At 29.0% G+C, this 23,165-nt stretch carries 25 protein-coding genes and 1 pseudogene; 13 read left to right on the top strand and 13 right to left on the bottom strand.

The features are described 5' to 3' along the window. The first annotated feature begins 462 nt into the window (after window positions 1–462). The 5 genes and pseudogenes from leuC (at window position 463) to leuB (ending at window position 5,866) form a co-directional block, all read left to right on the top strand. The gene (gene leuC, locus N5A56_RS17230; protein ID WP_265724311.1) at window positions 463–1,863 is read left to right on the top strand and encodes a 3-isopropylmalate dehydratase large subunit; all 1,401 of its coding nucleotides are present in this window, start codon (window positions 463–465) and stop codon (window positions 1,861–1,863) included. A 94-nt stretch (window positions 1,864–1,957) separates the two neighbouring features. After that, a complete protein-coding gene (locus N5A56_RS17225) occupies window positions 1,958–2,308 on the top strand; it encodes a four helix bundle protein (protein WP_265724312.1) in 351 nt (116 codons plus the stop codon). Window positions 2,309–2,466: 158 nt separating this feature from the next. Continuing rightward, window positions 2,467–3,066, top strand: coding sequence for a 3-isopropylmalate dehydratase small subunit (leuD, locus tag N5A56_RS17220; RefSeq protein ID WP_265724313.1), 600 nt, complete (start codon window positions 2,467–2,469; stop codon window positions 3,064–3,066). A 131-nt stretch (window positions 3,067–3,197) separates the two neighbouring features. Continuing rightward, window positions 3,198–4,716, top strand: a pseudogene (locus N5A56_RS17215) (alpha-isopropylmalate synthase regulatory domain-containing protein). Window positions 4,717–4,810: 94 nt separating this feature from the next. Then, window positions 4,811–5,866, top strand: coding sequence for a 3-isopropylmalate dehydrogenase (gene leuB / locus N5A56_RS17210; RefSeq protein ID WP_265724314.1), 1,056 nt, complete (start codon window positions 4,811–4,813; stop codon window positions 5,864–5,866). A 62-nt stretch (window positions 5,867–5,928) separates the two neighbouring features. On the opposite strand, the gene N5A56_RS17205 is transcribed toward leuB, so the two are convergent. The 12 genes from N5A56_RS17205 to N5A56_RS17150 all read right to left on the bottom strand — a co-directional run bounded on the left by N5A56_RS17205 (window position 5,929) and on the right by N5A56_RS17150 (window position 17,684). Continuing rightward, window positions 5,929–6,249: a response regulator gene (locus N5A56_RS17205; RefSeq protein ID WP_274270631.1), complete on the bottom strand. Its 321-nt coding sequence runs from the start codon at window positions 6,247–6,249 to the stop codon at window positions 5,929–5,931. Then, on the bottom strand, window positions 6,237–6,743 hold the full coding sequence (locus N5A56_RS17200) for an ATP-binding protein (RefSeq protein WP_274270630.1): 507 nt from the start codon (window positions 6,741–6,743) through the stop codon (window positions 6,237–6,239). The genes N5A56_RS17205 and N5A56_RS17200 overlap by 13 nt, the downstream gene beginning before the upstream one ends. A gap of 14 nt (window positions 6,744–6,757) precedes the next feature. Next, window positions 6,758–7,609, bottom strand: a complete 852-nt coding sequence (locus tag N5A56_RS17195) for a histidine kinase dimerization/phospho-acceptor domain-containing protein (RefSeq protein ID WP_274270629.1) — start codon at window positions 7,607–7,609, stop codon at window positions 6,758–6,760. An 11-nt stretch (window positions 7,610–7,620) separates the two neighbouring features. Next, window positions 7,621–7,938 (bottom strand): response regulator, encoded by a 318-nt coding sequence (locus N5A56_RS17190; protein WP_274270628.1) that lies wholly within the window; start codon window positions 7,936–7,938, stop codon window positions 7,621–7,623. Between the two features lie 23 nt (window positions 7,939–7,961). Then, window positions 7,962–9,284, bottom strand: a complete 1,323-nt coding sequence (locus N5A56_RS17185; RefSeq protein WP_274270627.1) for a sensor histidine kinase — start codon at window positions 9,282–9,284, stop codon at window positions 7,962–7,964. A gap of 55 nt (window positions 9,285–9,339) precedes the next feature. Continuing rightward, window positions 9,340–10,989 carry a response regulator gene (locus N5A56_RS17180; protein ID WP_265724317.1) on the bottom strand — a complete coding sequence of 550 codons (1,650 nt, stop codon included), beginning with the start codon at window positions 10,987–10,989 and terminating at the stop codon, window positions 9,340–9,342. Window positions 10,990–11,042: 53 nt separating this feature from the next. Continuing rightward, the gene (locus N5A56_RS17175) at window positions 11,043–11,360 is read right to left on the bottom strand and encodes a response regulator (RefSeq protein WP_274270626.1); all 318 of its coding nucleotides are present in this window, start codon (window positions 11,358–11,360) and stop codon (window positions 11,043–11,045) included. A 41-nt stretch (window positions 11,361–11,401) separates the two neighbouring features. After that, the gene (locus N5A56_RS17170; protein WP_274270625.1) at window positions 11,402–12,727 is read right to left on the bottom strand and encodes a sensor histidine kinase; all 1,326 of its coding nucleotides are present in this window, start codon (window positions 12,725–12,727) and stop codon (window positions 11,402–11,404) included. A gap of 231 nt (window positions 12,728–12,958) precedes the next feature. Further along, a complete protein-coding gene (locus tag N5A56_RS17165) occupies window positions 12,959–13,888 on the bottom strand; it encodes a peptidylprolyl isomerase (protein ID WP_265724320.1) in 930 nt (309 codons plus the stop codon). Window positions 13,889–13,999: 111 nt separating this feature from the next. Further along, window positions 14,000–15,562, bottom strand: a complete 1,563-nt coding sequence (locus N5A56_RS17160) for a hypothetical protein (RefSeq protein ID WP_265724321.1) — start codon at window positions 15,560–15,562, stop codon at window positions 14,000–14,002. 5 nt (window positions 15,563–15,567) lie between these two features. Next, window positions 15,568–17,160 (bottom strand): peptide chain release factor 3, encoded by a 1,593-nt coding sequence (locus N5A56_RS17155; RefSeq protein WP_265724322.1) that lies wholly within the window; start codon window positions 17,158–17,160, stop codon window positions 15,568–15,570. 44 nt (window positions 17,161–17,204) lie between these two features. Next, entirely contained in the window at window positions 17,205–17,684 is a 480-nt protein-coding gene (locus N5A56_RS17150) for a peptidylprolyl isomerase (protein ID WP_265724323.1), read from the bottom strand. A 334-nt stretch (window positions 17,685–18,018) separates the two neighbouring features. Here N5A56_RS17150 and idi point away from each other — a divergent pair, with 334 nt between their 5' ends. Both idi and N5A56_RS17140 read left to right on the top strand, forming a co-directional pair. Beyond that, on the top strand, window positions 18,019–18,546 hold the full coding sequence (gene idi, locus N5A56_RS17145) for an isopentenyl-diphosphate Delta-isomerase (RefSeq protein ID WP_265724324.1): 528 nt from the start codon (window positions 18,019–18,021) through the stop codon (window positions 18,544–18,546). Between the two features lie 17 nt (window positions 18,547–18,563). Continuing rightward, window positions 18,564–18,977, top strand: a complete 414-nt coding sequence (locus N5A56_RS17140; protein WP_265724325.1) for a 6-pyruvoyl trahydropterin synthase family protein — start codon at window positions 18,564–18,566, stop codon at window positions 18,975–18,977. 3 nt (window positions 18,978–18,980) lie between these two features. Here N5A56_RS17140 and N5A56_RS17135 read toward each other — a convergent pair whose 3' ends face one another. Further along, the gene (locus N5A56_RS17135; RefSeq protein WP_274270624.1) at window positions 18,981–19,250 is read right to left on the bottom strand and encodes a hypothetical protein; all 270 of its coding nucleotides are present in this window, start codon (window positions 19,248–19,250) and stop codon (window positions 18,981–18,983) included. 319 nt (window positions 19,251–19,569) lie between these two features. On the opposite strand from N5A56_RS17135, the gene N5A56_RS17130 reads away from it, so the two are divergent. From N5A56_RS17130 to N5A56_RS17105, 6 genes are all read left to right on the top strand, one after another. Next, entirely contained in the window at window positions 19,570–19,788 is a 219-nt protein-coding gene (locus tag N5A56_RS17130) for a hypothetical protein (RefSeq protein ID WP_274270623.1), read from the top strand. Window positions 19,789–20,109: 321 nt separating this feature from the next. Then, the gene (locus tag N5A56_RS17125) at window positions 20,110–21,084 is read left to right on the top strand and encodes a type I phosphomannose isomerase catalytic subunit (RefSeq protein ID WP_265724327.1); all 975 of its coding nucleotides are present in this window, start codon (window positions 20,110–20,112) and stop codon (window positions 21,082–21,084) included. 4 nt (window positions 21,085–21,088) lie between these two features. Then, window positions 21,089–21,820 (top strand): 3-deoxy-manno-octulosonate cytidylyltransferase, encoded by a 732-nt coding sequence (gene kdsB / locus N5A56_RS17120; protein WP_265724328.1) that lies wholly within the window; start codon window positions 21,089–21,091, stop codon window positions 21,818–21,820. Next, a complete protein-coding gene (locus N5A56_RS17115) occupies window positions 21,820–22,512 on the top strand; it encodes an HAD family hydrolase (protein WP_265724329.1) in 693 nt (230 codons plus the stop codon). Before kdsB ends, N5A56_RS17115 begins: the two co-directional genes overlap by 1 nt. Window positions 22,513–22,550: 38 nt before the next feature. Next, window positions 22,551–22,811 carry a hypothetical protein gene (locus N5A56_RS17110; protein ID WP_265724330.1) on the top strand — a complete coding sequence of 87 codons (261 nt, stop codon included), beginning with the start codon at window positions 22,551–22,553 and terminating at the stop codon, window positions 22,809–22,811. Window positions 22,812–22,940: 129 nt separating this feature from the next. Next, window positions 22,941–23,135 (top strand): hypothetical protein, encoded by a 195-nt coding sequence (locus N5A56_RS17105; protein WP_265724331.1) that lies wholly within the window; start codon window positions 22,941–22,943, stop codon window positions 23,133–23,135. The last annotated feature ends 30 nt before the right edge of the window (window positions 23,136–23,165 follow it).

The following is a 23,165-nucleotide window of genomic DNA, read 5'->3' as shown; positions in this document are numbered from 1 at the left end:
ATGCATTAAAAGCCAATTTTGACAAATATGCAGAACTATTATGTTTTTTTATCAGTGAATTCTTTCATAGCAAATAAGAAGAATTTTACACGTCTAAATATAGAAAAAATAATGGTACTATTATTTTTATTTATAAAATTCTTATCAGACTTATCAACAGATAAATGGTTAACTATATGGTAGAAAAATTGGCTTTCTAAAAACTAATAAAAATGCTGTTTTAATAATTTTGCTAGAAAATGAAATTATAAAATGTTGAAGATCGTTTTTTAATTAAAGATAAATACACTTAAATAAATAGACATCATATTTTAAAACAGTTTAAAATGTTGTTAGTCAATGTTTTGAAACTTTATTTAACAGTTGAAAATAATGCTTAAACGTTCAACTAGTAAATTAGAATTAGTTTAATATCTTATTTTTGAGAATTGATTATAATTTCAAGATTTAAAGCATAAAAAAATGGCAAATACATTATTTGACAAAGTATGGGATTCGCACGTTGTTCGTAAAGTAAAAGACGGACCAGATGTGTTTTTTATAGATCGTCATTTTATCCACGAAGTTACAAGTCCTGTGGCTTTTTTAGGATTAGAAAGTAGAGGAAACAGTGTTGTATATCCTACGCGTACATTCGCAACTGCAGATCACAACACACCAACTATAAATCAACATTTACCAGTTGCAGATCCTTTGTCTGCAAATCAGTTAGATGCTTTAGAGAAAAATGCGGCTAAACACGGTATTTCTCACTGGGGTTTAGGTGATGAAAATAACGGAATTGTGCATGTTGTTGGTCCAGAAAACGGAATTACTTTACCAGGAGCAACTATTGTTTGTGGAGATTCTCACACATCTACACATGGGGCTTTTGGTGCAATTGCTTTCGGAATTGGAACAAGTGAAGTAGAAATGGTATTATCTACACAATGTATTATGCAACCAAAACCAAAATCGATGCGTATTAACGTAAACGGAAAATTAGGTTTGGGAGTTACTCCAAAAGATGTGGCTTTATACATTATTTCTAAACAAACCACTTCTGGAGCTACAGGTTATTTTGTAGAATATGCAGGAGATGTTTTTGAAGATATGTCTATGGAAGGACGAATGACAGTTTGTAATTTGTCTATAGAAATGGGTGCAAGAGGAGGAATGATTGCTCCAGATGCAAAAACGTTCGAATATTTAAAAGGGCGTGCTCAAACTCCTAAAGGAGCAGATTGGGACAAGGCAATGAAATATTGGGAAACTTTATATACAGAAGAAAATGCAGAATTTGATGTAGAATTTACTTACGAAGCATCAGATATAGAGCCAATGATTACCTATGGTACAAACCCAGGAATGGGAATTGGAGTAACAAAATCTATTCCTTTAGCAGAAAATGTAGAAGGCGGTGTAGAAACTTACAAAAAATCTTTAGGATATATGTCTTTTAATGAAGGCGATTCTATGATTGGTAAAGAAATCGACTTTGTATTCTTAGGTTCTTGTACAAATGGTAGAATTGAAGACTTTAGAGCATTTTGTTCTATTGTTAAAGGAAGACAAAAAGCAGACAATGTTACTGCTTGGTTAGTTCCAGGTTCACATAAAGTAGTAGATCAAATTAATGCAGAAGGCTTAGACAAAATTATTACAGACGCAGGTTTTGTATTAAGAGAACCAGGGTGTTCTGCTTGTTTAGCAATGAATGATGATAAAATTCCTTCAGGAAAATTATCTGTTTCAACATCAAACAGAAACTTCGAAGGAAGGCAAGGACCAGGATCTAGAACATTATTAGCTTCTCCGTTAGTTGCTGCAGCATCTGCGGTTAGTGGAGTTGTAACTGACCCTAGAACATTGCTAGTAGGCTAGCAACGTTCGCTTTTGGCAGTTGGCTTTTGGCTTCCTATATTGAAAACAAAAAGCGGCTAATTGCGAAAGGCTAACAAACGAAAGGCTTAAAAAAATGAGAACCTTTAGAAAATATCAAGTTTGGGAGTTAGGACACGAAATTACATTAGATGTCTATAAAATTTCAAAACAATTTCCTAAAGAAGAATTATTTGGAATAACGAGTCAGATGAGAAGATGTTCTTCTTCAGTACCAGCAAATATTGCAGAAGGATGTGGAAGGGAAACAGAAAAAGAGTTTAAACGGTTTTTAGTAATCGCAAATGGATCAGCAACAGAATTAGAATATTTTTTAATTTTGATAAAAGATTTAAAATTAGCTAAACAAGAATCAATAGAAAAGTTAGTTGAAAAAGTAGATCAATTAAAAAGAAGTTTAAACAGATTGATAAGTAAATTAGGTTGATGGCATAACGCCTTTAGCTTTTAGTAATTAGCTATTAGTTAAAAACGTTAGAAATTAAACTAATAGTAAAAATATAATAAAATAACTGCTTAGGTAGTTTTGTCAAGAATGAAAAGCGAATGGCAAACAAGCGAAAAGCAAAAAGCTAAACAAAAAACATGGCTTACGATAAATTTAATGTATTAACAAGTACAGCATATCCATTACCAACAGAGAATGTAGATACAGATCAAATAATTCCTGCTCGTTTCTTAAAAGCAACAGAGCGTAAAGATTTTGATATCAACTTTTTTCGTGATTGGAGATTTGAACAAGACGGAACACCAAAAGCAGATTTTCCTTTAAACAAAGAAATTTATGCAGGTTCTAAAATTTTAGTAGGAGGTAGAAACTTTGGTTCTGGTTCTTCTAGAGAGCACGCAGCTTGGTCTGTGTACGATTTTGGATTACGTTGTGTAATTTCTTCTGCATTTGCAGATATCTTTAAAAATAACTGTTTAAACGTAGGGGTTTTACCCGTTCAGGTTTCAGCGGAATTTGCAGATACTTTATTTGCAGCAATTATGGCAGATCCTAAAACTGAAATTAAGGTTGATTTACCTAATCAGAAAGTTACATTAGTAGCAACAGGAGAATCTGAACCTTTTGTAATTAATGCCTACAAAAAAGACAATATGTTAAATGGTTTTGATGATATTGATTACTTAAAAAACATCGAAAACGAAATTTCTGCTTTTGCTGAAACTAGACCATTTTAAATTGGTGTTGATAGTACAAACAAAAAAGCACAAATATTTTTGATAACGTGAGAATGTCTGGTCGAGCGCAGTCGAGACCTAAATTAATTTCTCGACTGCGCTAGAAGTGACAGATTACAATTTATTATAAAATGACCAAGAGAAAGATAGAAATAATGGATACGACACTGCGTGATGGAGAACAAACATCAGGCGTATCGTTTTCAGTTTCTGAAAAATTAACAATAGCAAGATTATTACTAGAAGAGCTAAAAGTAGATCGTTTAGAAATAGCATCTGCAAGAGTTTCTGAAGGTGAGTTACAAGCAGTTAAAAAAATAACTTCTTGGGCTACAGAACATGATTTTTTAGATAAAATTGAGGTGTTAACTTTTGTTGATGGCGGAAAATCTATCGATTGGATGCTTGAATCTGGTGCAAAAGTTCAAAATTTATTAACCAAAGGTTCTTTAAATCACTTAACACATCAACTTAAAAAAACGCCAGCACAACATTTTACTGATATTAAAGCTACAATTGATTTAGCTGCAAAAAATGATATAAAAACAAACGTATATTTGGAAGATTGGTCAAATGGAATGCGAAATTCAAAGGCTTATGTTTTTGAGTATTTAGATTTTTTATCAACCCAAAAAATAGAACGTGTTTTATTGCCAGATACTTTAGGAATTTTAACCCACGTTGAAACTTTTAATTTTATAACTGAAGTTCGTCAAAAATATCCAAATTTACACATCGATTTTCACGGACATAATGATTATGATTTAGGAGTTGCCAATGTTATGGAAGCTGTAAAAGCTGGTGCAAATGGTTTGCATTTAACCATAAATGGAATGGGTGAACGTGCAGGAAATGCACCAATGGCAAGTGTAATTGCTGTAATTAATGATTTTTTAAGTGATGTGAAAATCACTGTAAATGAAAAAGCATTAAACAAAGTAAGTAAGTTGGTTGAAACATTTTCAGGATTTAGAATTCCTGTAAATAAACCAGTTGTTGGTGCTAATGTTTTTACGCAAACTGCAGGAATTCACGCAGATGGAGACAACAAAAACAATCTTTATTTTAACGATTTAATGCCAGAACGTTTTGGTAGAAAACGTAAATATGCATTAGGCAAAACGTCTGGAAAAGCAAATATTCAGAAGAATTTACAAGATTTAGGCATCAGTTTAAATGATGATGAATTAAAGAAAGTAACCCAAAGAATTATTGAATTAGGAGACAAAAAAGAAGTAGTTTCTCAAGAAGATTTACCTTATATAATTTCTGATGTTTTAGATTCTGATACCATTGAAAAACGTGTTGTTGTAGAAAATTATGTTTTAGGACATGCAAAAGGGATGAAACCATCTACAACTTTACAATTAAAAGTAGAAGGTGTTCTTTATGAAGCACATGCTCAAGGCGACGGACAATTTGATGCGTTTATGAATGCATTAAAAAAATTATACAAAATACATAGTAAAAAAGAATTACCTAAGTTAATAGATTATGCAGTAAGAATTCCACCAGGTAGTAATTCTGATGCTTTATGTGAAACTATTATAACTTGGCAAAGAGAAAAAAGAATTTATAACACGTGGTTTAGATTCAGATCAAACAGTATCTGCAATTAAAGCTACCGAGAAAATGTTGAATATAATATAATAGAATCTGTCATTCGGAAGGATGACTGAAGGAATCTCTCAATTTTAAAGCAGATTGCTTCGTGAACTCGCAATGACTAAATAAAAATTAAAACATGAAATTAAATATCGCATTATTAGCAGGAGATGGAATAGGACCTGAAGTAATAGACCAAGCAGTTAAAGTATCTGATGCAATTGCAAAGAAATTTAATCATGAAATTACTTGGAAACCAGCTTTAACAGGAGCTGCTGCAATAGATGCTGTTGGAGAACCTTACCCAGATGAAACACATGATATTTGTGTGGCTTCCGATGCCGTTTTATTTGGAGCAATTGGGCATCCAAGGTTCGATAATAATCCTTCTGCAAAAGTAAGACCAGAACAAGGTTTGTTAAAAATGCGTAAGAAATTAGGTTTGTTTGCAAATGTGAGACCAACATTTACGTTTCCTTCTTTGTTAGATAAATCTCCTTTAAAAAGAGAAAGAATAGAAGGCACAGATTTGGTTTTTTTACGTGAATTAACTGGAGGAATTTACTTTGGAGAAAAGGGTAGAAGAGATGAAGGAGAAACAGCTTTTGATAATTGTGTTTATACTAGAGTAGAGGTGCAAAGAATTGCAAAAAAGGGTTTTGAATTGGCTATGACTCGTTCTAAGAAATTATGCTGTGTAGATAAAGCAAATGTTTTAGAAACATCAAGATTATGGAGAGAAACAGTACAAGCAATGGAAAAAGATTATCCAGAAGTTGAGGTATCTTATGAGTTTGTAGATGCAGTTGCAATGCGTTTAGTACAATGGCCAAATAGTTATGATGTTTTAATTACAGAAAACTTATTTGGAGATATTTTAACAGATGAAGCTTCTGTAATTTCTGGTTCTATGGGATTAATGCCAAGTGCATCCGTAGGAACAGATAACGCTTTATTTGAACCAATACACGGTTCTTATCCGCAGGCAACAGGCTTAAATATTGCAAACCCTATGGCAACGGTTTTGTCTGCAGCAATGATGTTTGAAAACTTTGGTTTAAAAGAAGAAGGAAATGCAATTAGAAATGCAGTAAATAAAGCTTTAGATGCAGGTTTTGTAACTGAGGATTTAGCAAATGGAGATAATGCTTACGGAACTTCTGAAGTAGGAGATTGGTTGGCAAAAAACATCTAGTAATAGATAGTAGTTGAATATTTTTTAAAAAAAATGCTCTCGAATTTCGAGAGCATTTTTGATTATTTTTGAGTATTGTTTTCTATGGCATCTTCAATCTGATTTAATAAATCTTGTGGATCAAAAGGCTTAAAAATAAAACCATCCATTCCGCTTTCTGTTATTTTATTTTTTACTTCCATAAAAACAGAAGCAGAAAGGGCTAAAATAGGAATATTGGTATTAAATTTTCTAATTTCAAGACTAGCAGTATATCCATCCATAATTGGCATTTGAATATCCATCAATACAGCATCAAAACTATTTTTTTCAACCATTTCTACAGCTGTTAATCCATTTCTAGCAACTTCAACTTTTAATTTAGCTTTTTCTAGTATTTGCACTCCAACCATAGCATTAATATGATTATCTTCAACCAATAATATTCTTTTCCCTTTAAAATTATGTATTCTTTTTTTGTGGTTTTTAGCAATTCTTCTCTAGTGGCTTTTTTTAGGTTTATATCAAAATAAAATCGACTACCCTCTTTCATTTTACTTTCAATATGCACTTTAGATCCCATGGCTTCAATAATACTTTTTACTATTGGTAAACCTAAACCGGTACCACCATACAATCTATTAGTTGTACTAGAAGCTTGTGTAAAAGCTTCCCATATAGTTTCTTGTTTGTCTAATGGTATTCCTAATCCTGTATCTATTACTTCTGTATGTATAGTAACGTTGTTTTTATTTTGCTTTTGTTTTTTTATTCTAAGAGTTACGCTTCCTTTATCAGTAAATTTAATTGCATTTGAAACTAAGTTATTTATAATTTGATTAAATCTAACTATATCTAACCAAACTATAGGTATATCTTCATCTATTTCAAGATTCATAATAATTCCTTTTTTTAAACAAGAAGCTTCATGAATTTTTTTATTTGTTTAATTGCTTCAGATAAATCTACTGGTATATTATCTAATTCAATTTTTGTTGATTGCATTTTACTAAAATCTAAAACATTGTTTAATAAATTAAGTAAAATTTTACCTGAGTAGTTTAAAGCTTCAATATTTTGAACTTGATCTTTTCTAGGTTCATTATCTCCTAAAATATAAGAAAGACCTATAACTGCATTTAAAGGCGTTCTAATTTCATGACTCATCGTGCTCAAAAAATTAGATTTTGCATTAGAAGCTTCTAATGCTTCTAATTCCTTCTTCTGAATTCGATTAAAATAACTTGCGTTAATTATTAAGAAATAAATTAATTGAAAAATAACTAAAGAAATAGTACTTAAAATCGTTATTGGGTAAATTACTTTTTTTGCTATTATTGGATCTATTTTTCTGATAGCAAATAAATTATAATCGGTAATAAAAAGTAAAAACCATAAAATTAGTGGTAGAATAAAGAAAGAAATTATATATGCTCTTTCTCGTCTATAAGAAAACATTATAAAAGGCAAACCGATATTAAAAATATAAATAAATTCTAAACTACCATTTTTTCCTGCAAAAGAAGATATTACAGCAATACCAATACTACTTGTAATTAAATATAATATTCTAGCAATAGTAAGGTGCCCATTTTTAGCAAGATAAGCAGCTGCTATGTATGCTAATATATTAATTGCATTGTAATTTCTTAACCAAATGAAATCAAATTTGTCTGAAATAATAGTACAAAGTATAGCAAACCCAATATTTATCAATGCTATTGTAAATACAAGGTTAATTCTTCTTTGCGAGTAATTAGACATAATTAATACTATTATAGGATTATTACTTCTTCAATTTTATTTAATAAATCGTCTGGATTAAAAGGTTTGTAAATAAAACCATTCATTCCGTTTTTATATATTTTGTCTTTTACTTCCATAAAAACGGCTCCAGAAAGAGCAAGTATTGGAAGTGATTTGTTAAATTTTCTAATTTCTTTAGAGGCAGAATATCCGTCCATTACTGGCATTTGTAAATCCATTAAAACAACTTTATAATCATTCTCTTTTACTTTGTTTACAGCAATTAAACCGTCATTAGCAACATCTACATTTAGGCCAGATTTTTCTAAAATTTGTTTACCAACCATAATATTAATTAAATTATCATCAACTAATAAAACATTTTCACCAGTAAAGCCTTTATTTTTTTCTTTTTATTTAGTTCTTGATCTAATGAAACCTGTAAGTTTATTTCAAAATAGAATCTACTTCCTTTGTTCTCTTTACTATCTATAGTTACTTTGGATTCCATAGACTCTAAAATACTCTTTACAATAGGTAAACCTAAGCCAGTACCACCATATAAACGGTTGGTATTAGTTGAGGCTTGTGTAAACGCTTCCCAAATATTTTCTTGTTTATGTTTAGGTATTCCTATACCAGTATCTATTACTTCTGTTAACAAAGTTACAATGGTATCTGTTTGTTTTTTCTTAGTGATTTTTAAAGTTACACTTCCTCTTTCTGTAAACTTAATAGCGTTAGTAATTAAATTATTTAAAACTTGATTAAAACGAACGATATCTAATAAAACTATAGGTAAATTTTCATCTACCTCAAGGTTCATTTTAATTCCTTTTTTATTACAAGAAGGTTCATGGATTTTTTTTATTTGATTAATAGCTACAGTTAAATCGGTAGGAATATTATCTAATTCGATTTTTGTAGATTGCATTTTACTATAGTCAAGTACATTGTTTAGTAAGTTTAATAATATTTTACCAGAATAATTTAAAGCTTCAATATTTTCTACTTGGTCATTTCGAGGGCCGTTATTTTTTAAAATATGTGATAAACCTATAACTGCATTTAGTGGTGTTCTAATTTCATGACTCATAGTACTTAAAAAATTAGATTTAGCATTAGAGGCTTCAATTGCATCTTCTCTATTTGAATGTATAGAAGAAAAATTTCTAAAATTTAGTTTAGAATAATATAATAATTGAAACATTACTAATGACAATGTCATTATAATAGATAAAGGGTAAATTAAATTTGAAGATTTTGATACATCTACTTTGTAGTTTGTAATTAAATTAAAATCTGTAAAATATAAAGCTGCCCATAATAGCATTGGTATAAGCGAAAAAATAAAGATATAAATCTTATCTCTTTTAAAAGAAAATACTAAAAAAGGTAAAGACAAAGCAAACATAAACATAAATTCAGCTCCACCTTCTTGTCCAATAAAAGATGAGGTTGTAACAATATTTACATTTAGAGATAGAAAATAAAGAAACCTAGAAAACCTTAAATTTCCTTTTTTTGCAATAAAAGCAGCCAAAAAATAAATAACTGTTGTAGTACTATGTATGTATATTATTTGAGGAATATTTAAGTAAGTGTCAATGAAACAACTAAGCAGACTTATAACTCCTGTTATAACAGAAAGAGTATAAATCATTTGTTTACGTCTTATGGAGAAATCTGACATAACTATTAAATTAAATAATATTGTATAAATAAATATACAAAAAGTTTTTTTGGTTTTATTTTACAGCATTTATTGCATCTTCTATTTCATTTAATAAATCTTCGGGATCAAAAGGTTTAAAAATAAAACCGTTCATACCACTTTCTATCATTCTATCTTTTAATTCCATAAAAACGGAAGCAGATAAAGCTATTATTGGAACCTTTTTATTAAATTCTCTAATTTTTTTAGAGGCGGTATAGCCATCCATAACAGGCATCTGTATGTCCATAAGTATAGTGTCATAATGATTTTCTTTAGCCATTTGTACAGCTGTTAAACCATCTTTAGCTATTTCCACTTCTAATTTTGCTTTTTCTAAAATTTGTTTTCCAACCATAATATTTATTTGGTTGTCTTCTACTAATAATATTTTTTTGCCATCAAAATGATGAATTCTCTTTTCTGTAGTTTTATTAAGTTCTCTTTCTGATGCAATCTTTAAATTAATACTAAAATAAAAACTACTTCCTTTATCAATAACACTATTAATCTTAACATCACTCCCCATAGATTTTACAATACTTTTTACTATTGGTAACCCTAAACCTGTACCGCCATATAATCTATTAGTTGTTGTAGAGGCTTGTGTGTATGCTTCCCATATACTCTCGTGTTTGTCTTCTGGAATTCCAATACCAGTATCAATTATTTCTGTAAGTAAATTGATTGTATTTTCGTTTTGACCTGTTTTCTTAATTCTTAAAGTCACACTTCCTTTTTCTGTAAACTTAATAGCGTTTGTAACTAAATTATTAATTACTTGATTAAACCTTACTATATCTAACCAAACAAATGGAATGTCTTCATCTATTTCTAAATTCATTTCTATTCCTTTTCTTAAACAAGAAGCTTCATGAACCTTTTTAATTTGCTTTATAGCTTTAGATAAATCTGTTGGAATTTCGTCTAAATCTATAGTTGTAGATTGCATTTTACTATAATCTAAAACATTATTTAGTAGGTTTAATAAAATTTTACCAGAATAATTTAAAGCTTCAATATTCTGAACTTGATCTTTCCTTGGTTCATTATCTCCTAAAATGTGTGATAAACCTATAACTGCATTTAGTGGTGTTCTAATTTCATGGCTCATTGTACTTAAAAATTGAGATTTAGCATCAGATGCCTCAATAGCTTCTTGTTTTGTATTGTGAGCAGTAATATTAACTTTTGCATTAACATAAGAATAGTATATTAATTGAAATACAACTAAAAGTAATGTAATGGTAATCGAAGAATGATAAACAATGTTTCTTGTTTGAGTTGGTTTTTGTAATTCATAATCAATAAAAGATTTAAAACCATTTAAAAACAAGATAAACCACAATATAACTGGAACTAAACAAAAGATAATTATTTTTATTTTTTCTCTACTAAAAGAAAAGAAAGCAAAAGGCAATCCAATAGAAAACATAAAAAAGAATTCGACACTCGCTTCTTTACCTAGATAAGAAGCCATAAAAGCTATTATAAGATTAAATAATATTAAAAAAATAAAACGGGCTAATTTAGGGAAGCCTTTTTTAGAAAGTATTGCTGTAATTAAAAATATTATTGCACTACCAAAAATATAAGAATTTATAACAGATTTACCTATTATATAAGCAATAATAAAACTAATTAAGGTTACAAAAAAGCAAACCATAGAAGTGATAAAAATCATTTTTATCCTTCTTTTAGAAAAGCTGTTAGTTTTATTTTTTTTGCCATTTCTTCTTAATTAGTAGTGAATTGTTCTATTTGATTAAGTAAGTCTTCTGGAGTAAAAGGCTTAAAAATAAATCCATCCATACCACACTCTTCAATTTTATCCTTTATTTCCATAAAAACATTTGCAGATAGTGCTAAAATAGGTAGTTCGGTATTAAATTTTCTAATTTCAGATGTAGCAGTATATCCATCCATAATCGGCATTTGAATATCCATTAATACAATGTCGTAGGTGTTTTCTTTAACTAAATTTAAGGCAGCTAACCCATCATGTGCAACATCAACTTTTAAGTTAGATTTTTCTAAAATTTGTTTTCCTACCATTACATTAATTAAGTTATCATCTACTAATAATACTTTTTTCCCTATAAAGTTATGCTCTTTTTTTCTGATGTAATTCCTACATCTTCATTTGAAGCTATTTTTAAAGTAAGTGTAAAATAAAAACGACTCCCTTTGTTTTTACGGCTTATCAATTTAACTTTAGAACCCATTACTGTAACTATACTTTTTACAATAGGTAAGCCAAGTCCAGTTCCGCCATATATTCTATTAGTAGTGTTTGATGCTTGAGCAAAAGCTTTCCAAATGGTTTTTTGTTTATTTTTTAGAATTCCAATACCTGTATCTTTAACTTCTATATGTAGAGTTACAGTTTCTTTTACTTGTTTTTTCTTTTTGATTATTAATGATACTTGACCTTTATCTGTAAATTTTATGGCATTAGAAATTAAGTTATTTATTACTTGATTAAAACGAACTAAATCTAACCAAACAAAAGGAATATTATCATCAATTTCTAATTTTAGAGAGATACCTTTTCGAATACAAGCTGCTTTATGTATTTTCTCAATTTGCTTTATATCTGTTGAAATATCGGTAGGTATATTATCTAATTCTATACTTGTAGATTGCATTTTACTAAAATCTAAAACATTATTTAAAAGACCTAGTAAAGATTTTCCTGAGAAGTTTAATGCTTCAATATTCTCTATTTGATCTTCTCTAGGTTCATTATCGCCTAAAATATGAGAAAGACCAATAACAGCATTTAAAGGAGTTCTAATTTCATGACTCATAGTACTTAAAAAACTAGATTTAGCCATAGAAGCTTCTAGAGCCTCAATTTTTTTGTTACGAATATTAGTGTAATATTTAACACCTAAAATTGAGAAATAAGAAAGTTGTACAACCACCATTAAAAAAGTACATAATACAGAAATTGGATATATATAAGTTAATGCAATTTCAGGGTCTATAGGTGTATTGGTAAATAATTTAAAATTGGTAATTGCTAAAGTTATCCATAATACTCCAGATAAGTGAGAGAAAAAATAGACAAACCTTTTTTCTGTTTTAAAAGAAAATACAGAAAAAGGTAATGCTAAAGAGTATAAGAACATATATTCTACACTTCCTGCTCTACCTACAAATGAAGCAGTTGTTGTAATCCCTAAATTAAGTAAAATAAAAAAAATAATTCTAGAATAAAAAAGATTCCCTTTTTTAGAAATGAATGCACAATAAATATAAATGAAAACGGTTACTAAATGATAATAAGCTAAAGAATTTAAACCTAAAATAAAGCCTATAATGGTGCAAACTAGTGCAAGACCACCAGTTAATAAACTTATGGTATACATTAACTTGTTAAGCCTTTTTGATGTAGGGTTTTTATTAGCTTTTGACATAGTTTTAATAGTGTATATAAATCTATCCCAAAAAAATAAATGAATCTATGGGGGAAGATTTTTATTTTTAATACTCTTATATAGTTAAAAAAGAGAAATTAAATTGACGTTACCTATTAAGATAATACGTAACAATATTAGACCAAAGTAGTGAAAAAAAGTAAAAAAGGCTTGTAAAATAGAAAAACTCTCGAATTTCGAGAGTTTTTCTATTTTATTAAAGGATAAAAATTATTTTACATCCATTAATTCTACATCAAAAATAAGTGTTGCATCTGGTGGTATTACTCCTCCAGCACCAGCAGAACCATATGCTAAATTAGAAGGTATTACAAAACGAGCTTTATCACCAACTTGTAATAATTGAATTCCTTCATCCCATCCAGAAATTACCTGACCAACACCAACATTAAAGTCGATAGGTTGTTTTCTTTTGTATGAAGAATCGAAAACAGTACCGTCTAATAATTGACCTTTATAATGTACAGAAACTCCTGCACCTTTTGTCGCTTTTTTTCCTTCACCTTTTTGTAAAATTTGGTAACGTAAACCACTTGAAGTTTCATCATAACCAGCTGCAACAGAATCTAATAATTCTTTCTGTTTGGCTTTTTCTTCTGCTTCTCTTTTTTCTCTTGAACCTTCAAATGTTCTAAAAGCTTCAATAGCATTAAAAGCTTCTGCTTCTGCACCAACTCTAATGATTTCTACTTTCATATCATCTCCTTGAGCTACAGCGTCTACAACATCTTGACTATCGATTACAGTACCAAAAACCGTATGTTTACCATCTAACCATGGAGTAGGTACGTGTGTAATGTAAAATTGGCTTCCGTTTGTTGCTGGTCCTGAATTAGCCATTGCTAATTTTCCAGGAGCATCATGTTTTAAATCAGGATGAAATTCATCATCAAACTTATAACCAGGGTTTCCTGTTCCTGTTCCTTGAGGACAGCCTCCTTGAACCATAAATTCTGGTATAACTCTATGAAATTTTAATCCATCATAATAAGGAGTTCCTTGATCTTTGGCAGCATTTTCTAAATTTCCTTCAGCTAAAGCTACAAAGTTACCAACTGTTCCTGGTGTTTTTTCGTGTTCTAATTGTACTAAAATTTCACCTTTTGGTGTAGTGAATTTTGCGTAGATTCCGTTATTCATTGTATTAATTTAATTTTTCTACTCGAGCGCAGTCGAGAGGTATTGTTCTTTATATTAGTTCTCGACTGCGCTCGAACTTACTTTAATTTTAACCTTGATTTATACCAAGATTTATTTTTTTGAATTTAAGATTGATAAACCATAAGCCAATCCAATATTTATATTTGTTGAGTTAACATTACCAAACGGAGACCACATTTGTCCTCCAGCAACACTAAAAGATAAATCGTCGTTAGCATGATAATTTAATCCTACTGTTGGTCTTACTAAAATTCCTTCGCCAGAATCAACTCTACCGCCACCAGCAACACCAGCAGCTAATTCTACAAATGTTGATAGCTTATTGCTTAGAAATTTATTACTTCTAATACCTAAACCAAAAATTCCGTGAGCATAACCACCAGATTCTCCTTCATAAGCAAAAGAAGCTTCACCTGCTAAATAGAATCGCTTATTAATATCATACATTACTTTTAAAGCAATTAATTGCAAATCACTATCAGGAATTCCAAATTTAGCAACATCAAAATAGGTTTGGTTTTGAACAGCAAGTTGTATTCCTTGAGTTTTTATAGCAGATGCTTTTTCATCAGTAAAAGGATGATTAATACTACCACTTAAACCATAATATTTTAAACTAAAACCAGCAGTATAAGCTTCAAATGTTCCACCAACAGATCTATGATATCCACCATGAGCACTTACTCCAAATTTATCTGTAAGCTTTACATCAAAACCTGTGCTTGGGTATATTGTTAATCCGTTTTCAGGAAATATTCTTCCTCCTGCAGCTCCAATTCCCATTTTTGCAAAGAAATTTACATGCTTTGTTTCTATAAAGTTTTTTCCAACCCCAAAAAACATATCCATAAATCCTGCTATTAATCCGCTGTACATAGCGTCTACATGTGCGTAGATAAAAGTGTTGCTTGTTAAATAACGTTGATATTCGAAACCAATTATAGATAAGGTATTATCTAAAGCATGATATTTTGGAGTTGTACTTGCATCAGATCTAGAGTCTCCAACCGGAAAGAAATAATCAAAAGTTACTTGTTGAACACTTTTTACTGCTGGTTTTTGCCAAAACTCATCTCTTGATGTATTATTTACAGTAAAAGTTTTTTGTGCATCTGCGTAAGAACTAGTTCTTAGTAATGAAGGTATTTCTACAAAGAAAGAAACATTATCGTTTTTTTGAATTCCTGTAAAAAAGTTAACAGAACCATATTGAACTCCAACTGAATATCCATTTTTCTTATACTGTAAACCAGCATTTGGGTATATAATTCCGCCACCGTTTACTAAAGATCTATAACCACCACCGCCACCAAAATGTACGTTAGCATCAAAATATAAGTTTTTATAGATAGGTAAGTTTACACCTAGGTTTACACCCAATGTAAATAAACCTCCTTGATCTCCTGTAATTGCTGAATGAAAACCTGCACCTGTATACAACCACTCATTTATAGGGATATTATAGTTTAAACCAATAAAACCCATTGTAGGTTTTAAAGGATAACTTACTTGATCTACCGGTTGATGAATTAAAATATAGTTTAAACGAATTTTGTTATTTAATTCTTTTCCTTTTAAATCAGATAAATCATAGGTTTGAGAAAAACTATGAAAACTAGATGTTATAAAAAATAATAGCAATAATTTTTTCATGATTCTTAGTTTTTAAATTCACTTGTAAAATGTAGTTTTACACTAGGGTATTTACTCTGAGTCATTTGAATAGTAAATGCAGAATCAGCCAAAAATACTAATTGACCTTGTTTGTCTTTTGCTAAATAACGCTGTTTTACACGTTTAAATTCTTTAAACTCTTCGCTTTTTACATTTTCTGGTTCTACCCAACAAGCTTTATGAACATTTAAGTTTTCATAGGTACATTTTGCACCATATTCATGTTCTAAACGATATTGTATCACCTCATATTGTAAAGCACCAACAGTTCCAATTACTCTTCGTCCGTTCATTTCTAAAACAAATAATTGAGCAACACCCTCATCCATTAACTGATCTAAACCTTTATAAAGTTGTTTAGATTTCATTGGGTCTGCGTTGTTTACATATCTAAAATGTTCTGGAGAGAAACTTGGTATTCCTTTAAAGTTTAATTTTTCACCTTCTGTTAAAGTATCTCCAATTTTAAAATTACCAGTATCATGTATGCCAACAATATCTCCAGGATAAGAAATATCTACAATTTCCTTTTTCTCTGCAAAAAATGCATTCGGACTAGAGAATTTTACCTTTTTACCATTTCTAACGTGTAAATAAGGAGCATTTCTTTTAAATGTACCAGAAACTATTTTTATAAATGCTAAACGATCTCTGTGTTTAGGATCCATATTTGCATGAATTTTAAACACAAAACCTGTTAGTTTTTCTTCTTTAGAATCTACTAAACGTTCTTCTGCTTTTTTAGATTGTGGTGAAGGCGCAATTTCTATAAATGCATCTAACAATTCTTTTACACCAAAATTATTTAAAGCAGAACCAAAAAATACGGGTTGGAGTTCTCCTTTTAAATATTCTTCTTGACTAAAAGGCGGATACACTTCGTCTATTAATTCAATTTCCTCACGTAAAGTTTCTGCTGCAGTTTCGCCAACAATAGTATCTAATTTAGGATTAGAAAGGTCGTCAAATTGAACACCATCAGAAATTGTTGTTTTATTATCACCAGAAAAAAGATTTAATTTTTTCTCCCAAATATTATAAATTCCTTTAAAGTCGTACCCCATTCCAATAGGGAAACTCATTGGTGTAACTCTTAAACCTAGTTTTTGCTCAACTTCATCTAATAAATCAAAAGCATCTTTTCCTTCTCTATCCAATTTATTGATAAAAACCAACATTGGTATGCTTCTCATTCTACAAACTTCAACTAGTTTTTCTGTTTGAGGCTCAACACCTTTTGCAACATCAATTACAACAATAACACTATCTACAGCTGTTAAAGTTCTAAAAGTGTCTTCAGCAAAATCTTTGTGACCAGGAGTATCTAAAATGTTTATTTTTTTATCTTGGTAAATAAAAGCTAAAACAGAAGTAGCAACAGAAATTCCTCTTTGGCGCTCAATCTCCATAAAATCGGAAGTTGCGCCTTTTTTAATTTTATTATTTTTTACGGCACCAGCTTCCTGAATTGCCCCACCAAATAATAATAATTTTTCTGTTAAAGTAGTTTTACCTGCATCTGGATGCGAAATGATACCAAATGTTCTTCTACGTGCTATTTCTTTTAAAAAACTCATCTACAAAATTTGAGGTGCAAAGATACATTTTACAATGGCAATTATCAATCTAAAATTTCAATTGTCATTCTAATATCATCAATTGGCCATTCATCAACTCCAACTCTTACTTTAGATATTTTATCCATAGTGTCAAAACCAGAAATAACTTCACCAAACACAGTATGTTCATTGTCTAAATGATGTGCTCCGTTTCTTTGATGTACCATATAAAATTCAAAAGGGCTAGAGAGTTTATTTGGGTTTTTCTCCCATTGTCTAGCAGCTGCTAAAGCTCCGAATTTATGTTTTCTATGTTTTCTAAATTCTGGTTGCATTAAATAATTACCGTATTTTCTACGTTGTTTTTGCGTATACATATTATCAGAATTTCCACCCTGAATAACAAAGTTTTTAGCAACTCTATAAATTACTGTTGTATTAAAATATTTAATTTTTGTTAGAAAAATAAAATTAGCTCTATGAACAGGCACATCATTATATAAACGAAGTTTAATATTACCAAACTTAGTTTTTATAATCACTTTTGTTTCTGGATTTTGCTTCCCGTATTCTAATAAAAAAGCTTCTGTATTGTGCCTATTTAAGCTGTCCCAAGGTTTTAAAATTTCTTCTTCTTTCTTTTTTTAAGATTGATTTTCTTTTTAATTTTAACAGATTCTTCTTTTTTCTCTTCATTACATTGAAAGAAAGAAACTGTAATTAAAAAAATAATATTTTATAGAAACACTTCACTGTTTTAGAATGATTTTTTAGAAAAGTCAAATATAAATCAACAAAATAAAACAATAGAAAAATCTAATGGTTTTATTCATTTTTTAAGTTTTAATACTAGTAGTTTACATTATATTTGCAAATATGGAAGAACAAGTTGTTTTAGTTGATAGAAATGACAATCAAATAGGTTTAATGCCTAAGATGGAAGCGCATGAGAAAGCATTATTGCATAGAGCTTTTTCGGTTTTTATTTTTAATAAAAAAGGAGAATTAATGTTACAGCAAAGGGCAGCTCATAAATACCATTCTCCAATGTTATGGACTAATACTTGTTGTTCTCATCAAAGAAATGGAGAAAGTAATCTAGATGCAGGTGTTAGAAGATTAGAAGAAGAAATGGGTTTTAAAACTGATTTAAAAGAAGTATTCTCATTTATTTATAAAGCACCTTTTGATAACGGCTTAACCGAACACGAATTAGATCATGTTTTAATAGGTTATTTTGATGATGAAGCAGTTATAAATAAAGAAGAAGTAGAAGATTATAAATGGATGTTTTTAGAAGATGTAAAGCATGATATTGAGAAAAACCCCTTTTTATATACAGAGTGGTTTAAAATAATTTTTGATAAATCTTTTGATCGAATTGTTAATCTTTCAATTGTTTAATATTTTAATAAAAGAAGATGCCTAGAGTTACTGTTCATAGAAAAGCACATTTTAATGCAGCTCATAGATTGCATAGAAAAGATTGGACTGATGCTGAAAATTTTGACGTTTTTGGGAAATGTAGTAATCCAAACTTTCATGGTCATAATTATGAATTGATAGTTTCTGTAACTGGAGAAATTAACCCTGAAACGGGTTTTGTTATGGACTTAGCTATTTTAAGACGATTAATAAAGTCTGAAATTGAAGATAGTTTTGATCATAAAAACTTAAATATGGAGGTAGCAGAATTTAAAAATACAAACCCTACAGCAGAAAATATTTCTGTAGTAATTTATACTAAATTGAGAAATCATATCCCCTTAAATTTAGATTTAAAAATTACTTTATATGAAACACCTAGAAACTTTGTAAGCTACTCTGGCGAATAGGAATTAATTTTTACTATAAGAAAAGTAACTAATAGATTTTTCTAAAAACGAATAAGTGTGATAAGTAAAACCATCAAAATTCAAATTCTTTTTTAAGTTAATATTTTTAATATTCATTTCTTTAATAAACTGAGACTCACAATTTCCTATACTTTCAAACTTTAACCAATATCCTAGTTGGTCCATTCTTGTAGAAAATAAAATAGAAGCTTTTACCTTGCTATTTATTTTATATAAATGATTTAAACTACTTTTTGCTGTAGAAAAACTCATTTTAGGTGTTTTTCCGTAAGCATGAATTAATAATCTATCGCAATATTTAGTTATCTCACTAATTTCATTTTTAGTGTAATAACCTACATAAGCCTCTATATTTATTTTATGTTTACTTTCTTTTGAAAGTGATTTTAAAGTTTTTAAATTACTTATAAAATAGTTGAAAGAACCTTCTCTATTGCAGGTGATTTTGTTTTCTTCTAAGTAATTTATACAGTAATAACCATCGATGCCAGAAGCTTTTCTGGACCAATATTCGTATTCTAAATTATAGATGTCAAATTTTTCTTCTGGCTTATTTCTAGATTTATTATAGATGTCAATTACATCGGTAAAAAAGGAAGCAGCTTCACCAGAGGCTCCAATATGTTTTAGTCCAAATTTAATTTTTGATTTAGAAATAAATTCTGCTAAAGTATTGTTTTTTCTGGGGTCTGATAAAGATAAACGTTTGTCTACTTTGTTTAATTGGTATAGAATAAGTGTATTAAAGTTATTTCTTTTAGCAAAAAAAGCAGTTTGTCTTCTTTACTAGGGTTACCTAGAATGTTATTAAAATTGTCTACATATAAAGTTCTTTGAAATGCTGCTATTTTAAAGCACATCAAAAAGAAAATATAAAAAAATAATTGCTTTTTTAACACTAAACTGTTTTTAATTATTGGGTTTAAAAATACATAAAATTTGTAATTGTTATGAGTTTTAACTTATAATTGTAATTATGTTTTTTTATAATTATTATGGAATTAATAAATATTTTTAAATACCTGATAATGAGTGGTTAATTAGATTTTTGTGTCTGGTAAGTGAATTTGTATTTTAAAATATTAATTTTGCAAAATAAAGTAAAAAAAATATGGTTAATCAACTTATAAAATTTGAACCAATTTTAAAAGATAAAATTTGGGGAGGAGAAAAATTAGCAACATACTTAAACAAAGATACAAAGAGAAGTGATATTGGTGAAAGCTGGGAAATTTCTGATGTTGAAGGTGATACTTCTGTGGTTTTAAATGGAAATTTAATAGGAGAGAATTTAAAAAGTTTAATTTCTGAATATAAGTCAGAATTAGTAGGAGAAAAGATATTTAAACATTTTGGAGAAAAGTTTCCTTTGTTAATTAAATTTATTGATGCAAAAGAAGCCTTAAGCATTCAATTACACCCTAATGATGAGCTAGCACAAAAACGTCATAATTCTTTTGGAAAAACTGAAATGTGGTATGTAATGCAAGCAGATGAGAAAGCAAATTTAATTGTTGGTTTTCAAAAAGAGGTTACAAAAGCTGAATACCTAGAGCACTTAGAAAATAAAACTTTACTAGAAATTTTAAATGTTGATGAAGTAAATAAAGGTGATGTTTACTTTATTCCTACTGGTAGAGTACATGCAATTGGAGCAGGAGTAATGTTGGCAGAAATTCAGCAAACATCAGATGTTACGTATCGAATTTATGATTGGGATAGACCAAATCCAGATGGTACTTTTAGAGATTTACATACCGAAGAAGCTATTGATGCTATAGATTATTCAATTAAGGATTCGTATAAATCGGCTTATTCTAAAGAAGAAAATAAAGCTTCAGAAATTGTTTCTTGCCCATATTTTACAACAAATGTTTTACCTTTAAACGGTGAGGTTTTTGTTGATCATAATGATAAAGATAGTTTTGTTATATATATGTGTGTTGAGGGAAGTGTAGAGTTTCAGTATAAAAATCAAGCAGAAAAATTACAAATGGGAGAAACTATTTTAGTGCCTGCTTGTATTAAAAATATTAAAATAATAGCTGATGAAAAATCAGAATTATTAGAAGTTTATATAAAATAGATTTATGAAAATAATTGCTATGATTCCTGCACGTTATAGTGCAAGTCGTTTTCCTGGAAAATTGATGAAAGATTTAGGAGGAAAACCTGTAATTTTAAGAACTTACGAAGCAGCTTTACATACTAATTTATTTGATGATGTTTTTATTGTTACAGATTCAGAAATTATTTTCAATACAATAGAGAAAGCTGGCGGAAAAGCAATAATGAGTATTAAAGAGCACGAATGTGGATCTGATAGAATTGCAGAAGCTGTAGAAAATATTGAAGCTGATATTGTTATTAATGTACAAGGAGATGAACCATTTATAGATACGGTTTCTTTATCTAGATTAGTAGATGTCTTTAAAAAAGATATACTAAAAGAGGTAGATTTAGCATCTTTAAAAGTACAGATTACAAATAAAGAAGATATAGAAAATCCAAATAATGTTAAGGTAATTACAGATGTAAATAACATGGCTATTTATTTCTCTAGAAGTGTTATACCATTTCATAGAGATAAAAGTATAGAGGTTAAATATTTTAAGCACAAAGGAGTGTATGCTTTTAGAAAACAAGCTTTAATAGATTTTTATCATACTCCAATGACACCTTTAGAAGCAGCAGAAAAAATAGAAGCAATTAGATATCAAGAAATAGGTAAAAAAATAAAAATGGTAGAAACAGATGTTGAAGCTGTTGGTATTGATACGCCTGAAGATTTAGAAAAAGCAAAAAAACACTTAAATCTATAATGAAATCAAAAATTAAAGTAATAGCCTTTGATGCTGATGATACTTTATGGGTAAATGAAACTTATTTTAGAGAAGCAGAAAAAGAGTTTGCAAAATTATTGTCTGGTTATGAAACCGAAAATAAGATAGATCAAGAACTTTTTAAGACAGAAATAAAGAACCTAGAATTTTATGGTTATGGTGTTAAAGGGTTTATATTATCTATGATAGAGTGTGCTTTAGAATTATCAAACTATCAAATTGGTCAAAAAACAATTGATAAAATATTAAATATTGGTAAAGAAATGCTTGAAAAGCCAATAATCTTATTAGACGGAATAGAACATGTTTTAGAAACTTTACAAGGTTCATATAAACTTGTTGTTGCTACTAAAGGAGATTTGTTAGATCAAGAGCGTAAATTAGAAAAATCTAATTTATTAAAATATTTTCACCACATAGAGGTAATGAGTGATAAAAAGGATAAAGATTATTTAAGATTGATTCAGCATTTAGATATTGAAGCATCTGAGTTATTGATGATTGGTAACTCTTTAAAATCGGATGTATTACCTTTAATTTCTATAGGAGCTTCAGCTATTCATGTTCCTTTTCATACAACTTGGGCACATGAAGAGGTTTCAAAAGAAAATCAAACAAACGCTACTTATAAAACTGTTTCAAATATTAGAGAAGTATTACCCTATTTATAATAAATACACTACTTTTGCAGCATTAAAATAAATATATTATGTCAAGTATTAAAAACTTAAAGAAAGATATTAACTACGTGTTAGGCGATGTTATAGAATATGCAATTGATGTTGCAATATTAAAAAACGAGCAGAAAAAAGGTGATGAAATTATTGATGAAGCTATTGTAACTTTCGACTCTTTAATTGCTAGTGTTAATACTAAAAAAGTTGAAAACAAAAAAGCGCATTTTAAAGCTATAAACTTAGATCTAGAAACTAAAGCAAAAGGTTTAGTTGAAAAGATTAATAGTTTATAATCTTAACATTTTTTAAACATAACTTTAAGACCAACATCTATTATAGATGTTGGTCTTTTTGTTAACTTTGTATTAGCTTATACTAAAAATGTATAGTTAACGTTATAAGATTAATATAATTAATGAAAAATGGCTAGAGCAATGTTTGAGTACACTAAAACTGTACTAAAAAAAGTTAGTTTTAATTCAGATTTATTTTGCAAAGAGTTAGATAAAGGATTAAAGAGATTGTTGCCTTATGAGATTGATGAGTTAACAATTTGGTTAAAACAGTTTACAGCAAACAAACCTGAATTATATGTTTGTTTAAGTTTAATAAAATAAAAAAGGAAGCTAATTAGCTTCCTTTTTTAT

It is taken from the genome of Polaribacter ponticola (assembly GCF_026191475.2).
Classification (GTDB): Bacteria; Bacteroidota; Bacteroidia; order Flavobacteriales; family Flavobacteriaceae; genus Polaribacter; species Polaribacter ponticola.
The sequence above is the reverse complement of the archived record's forward strand: the minus strand, read 5'-3'. Positions and strand labels throughout refer to the sequence as shown.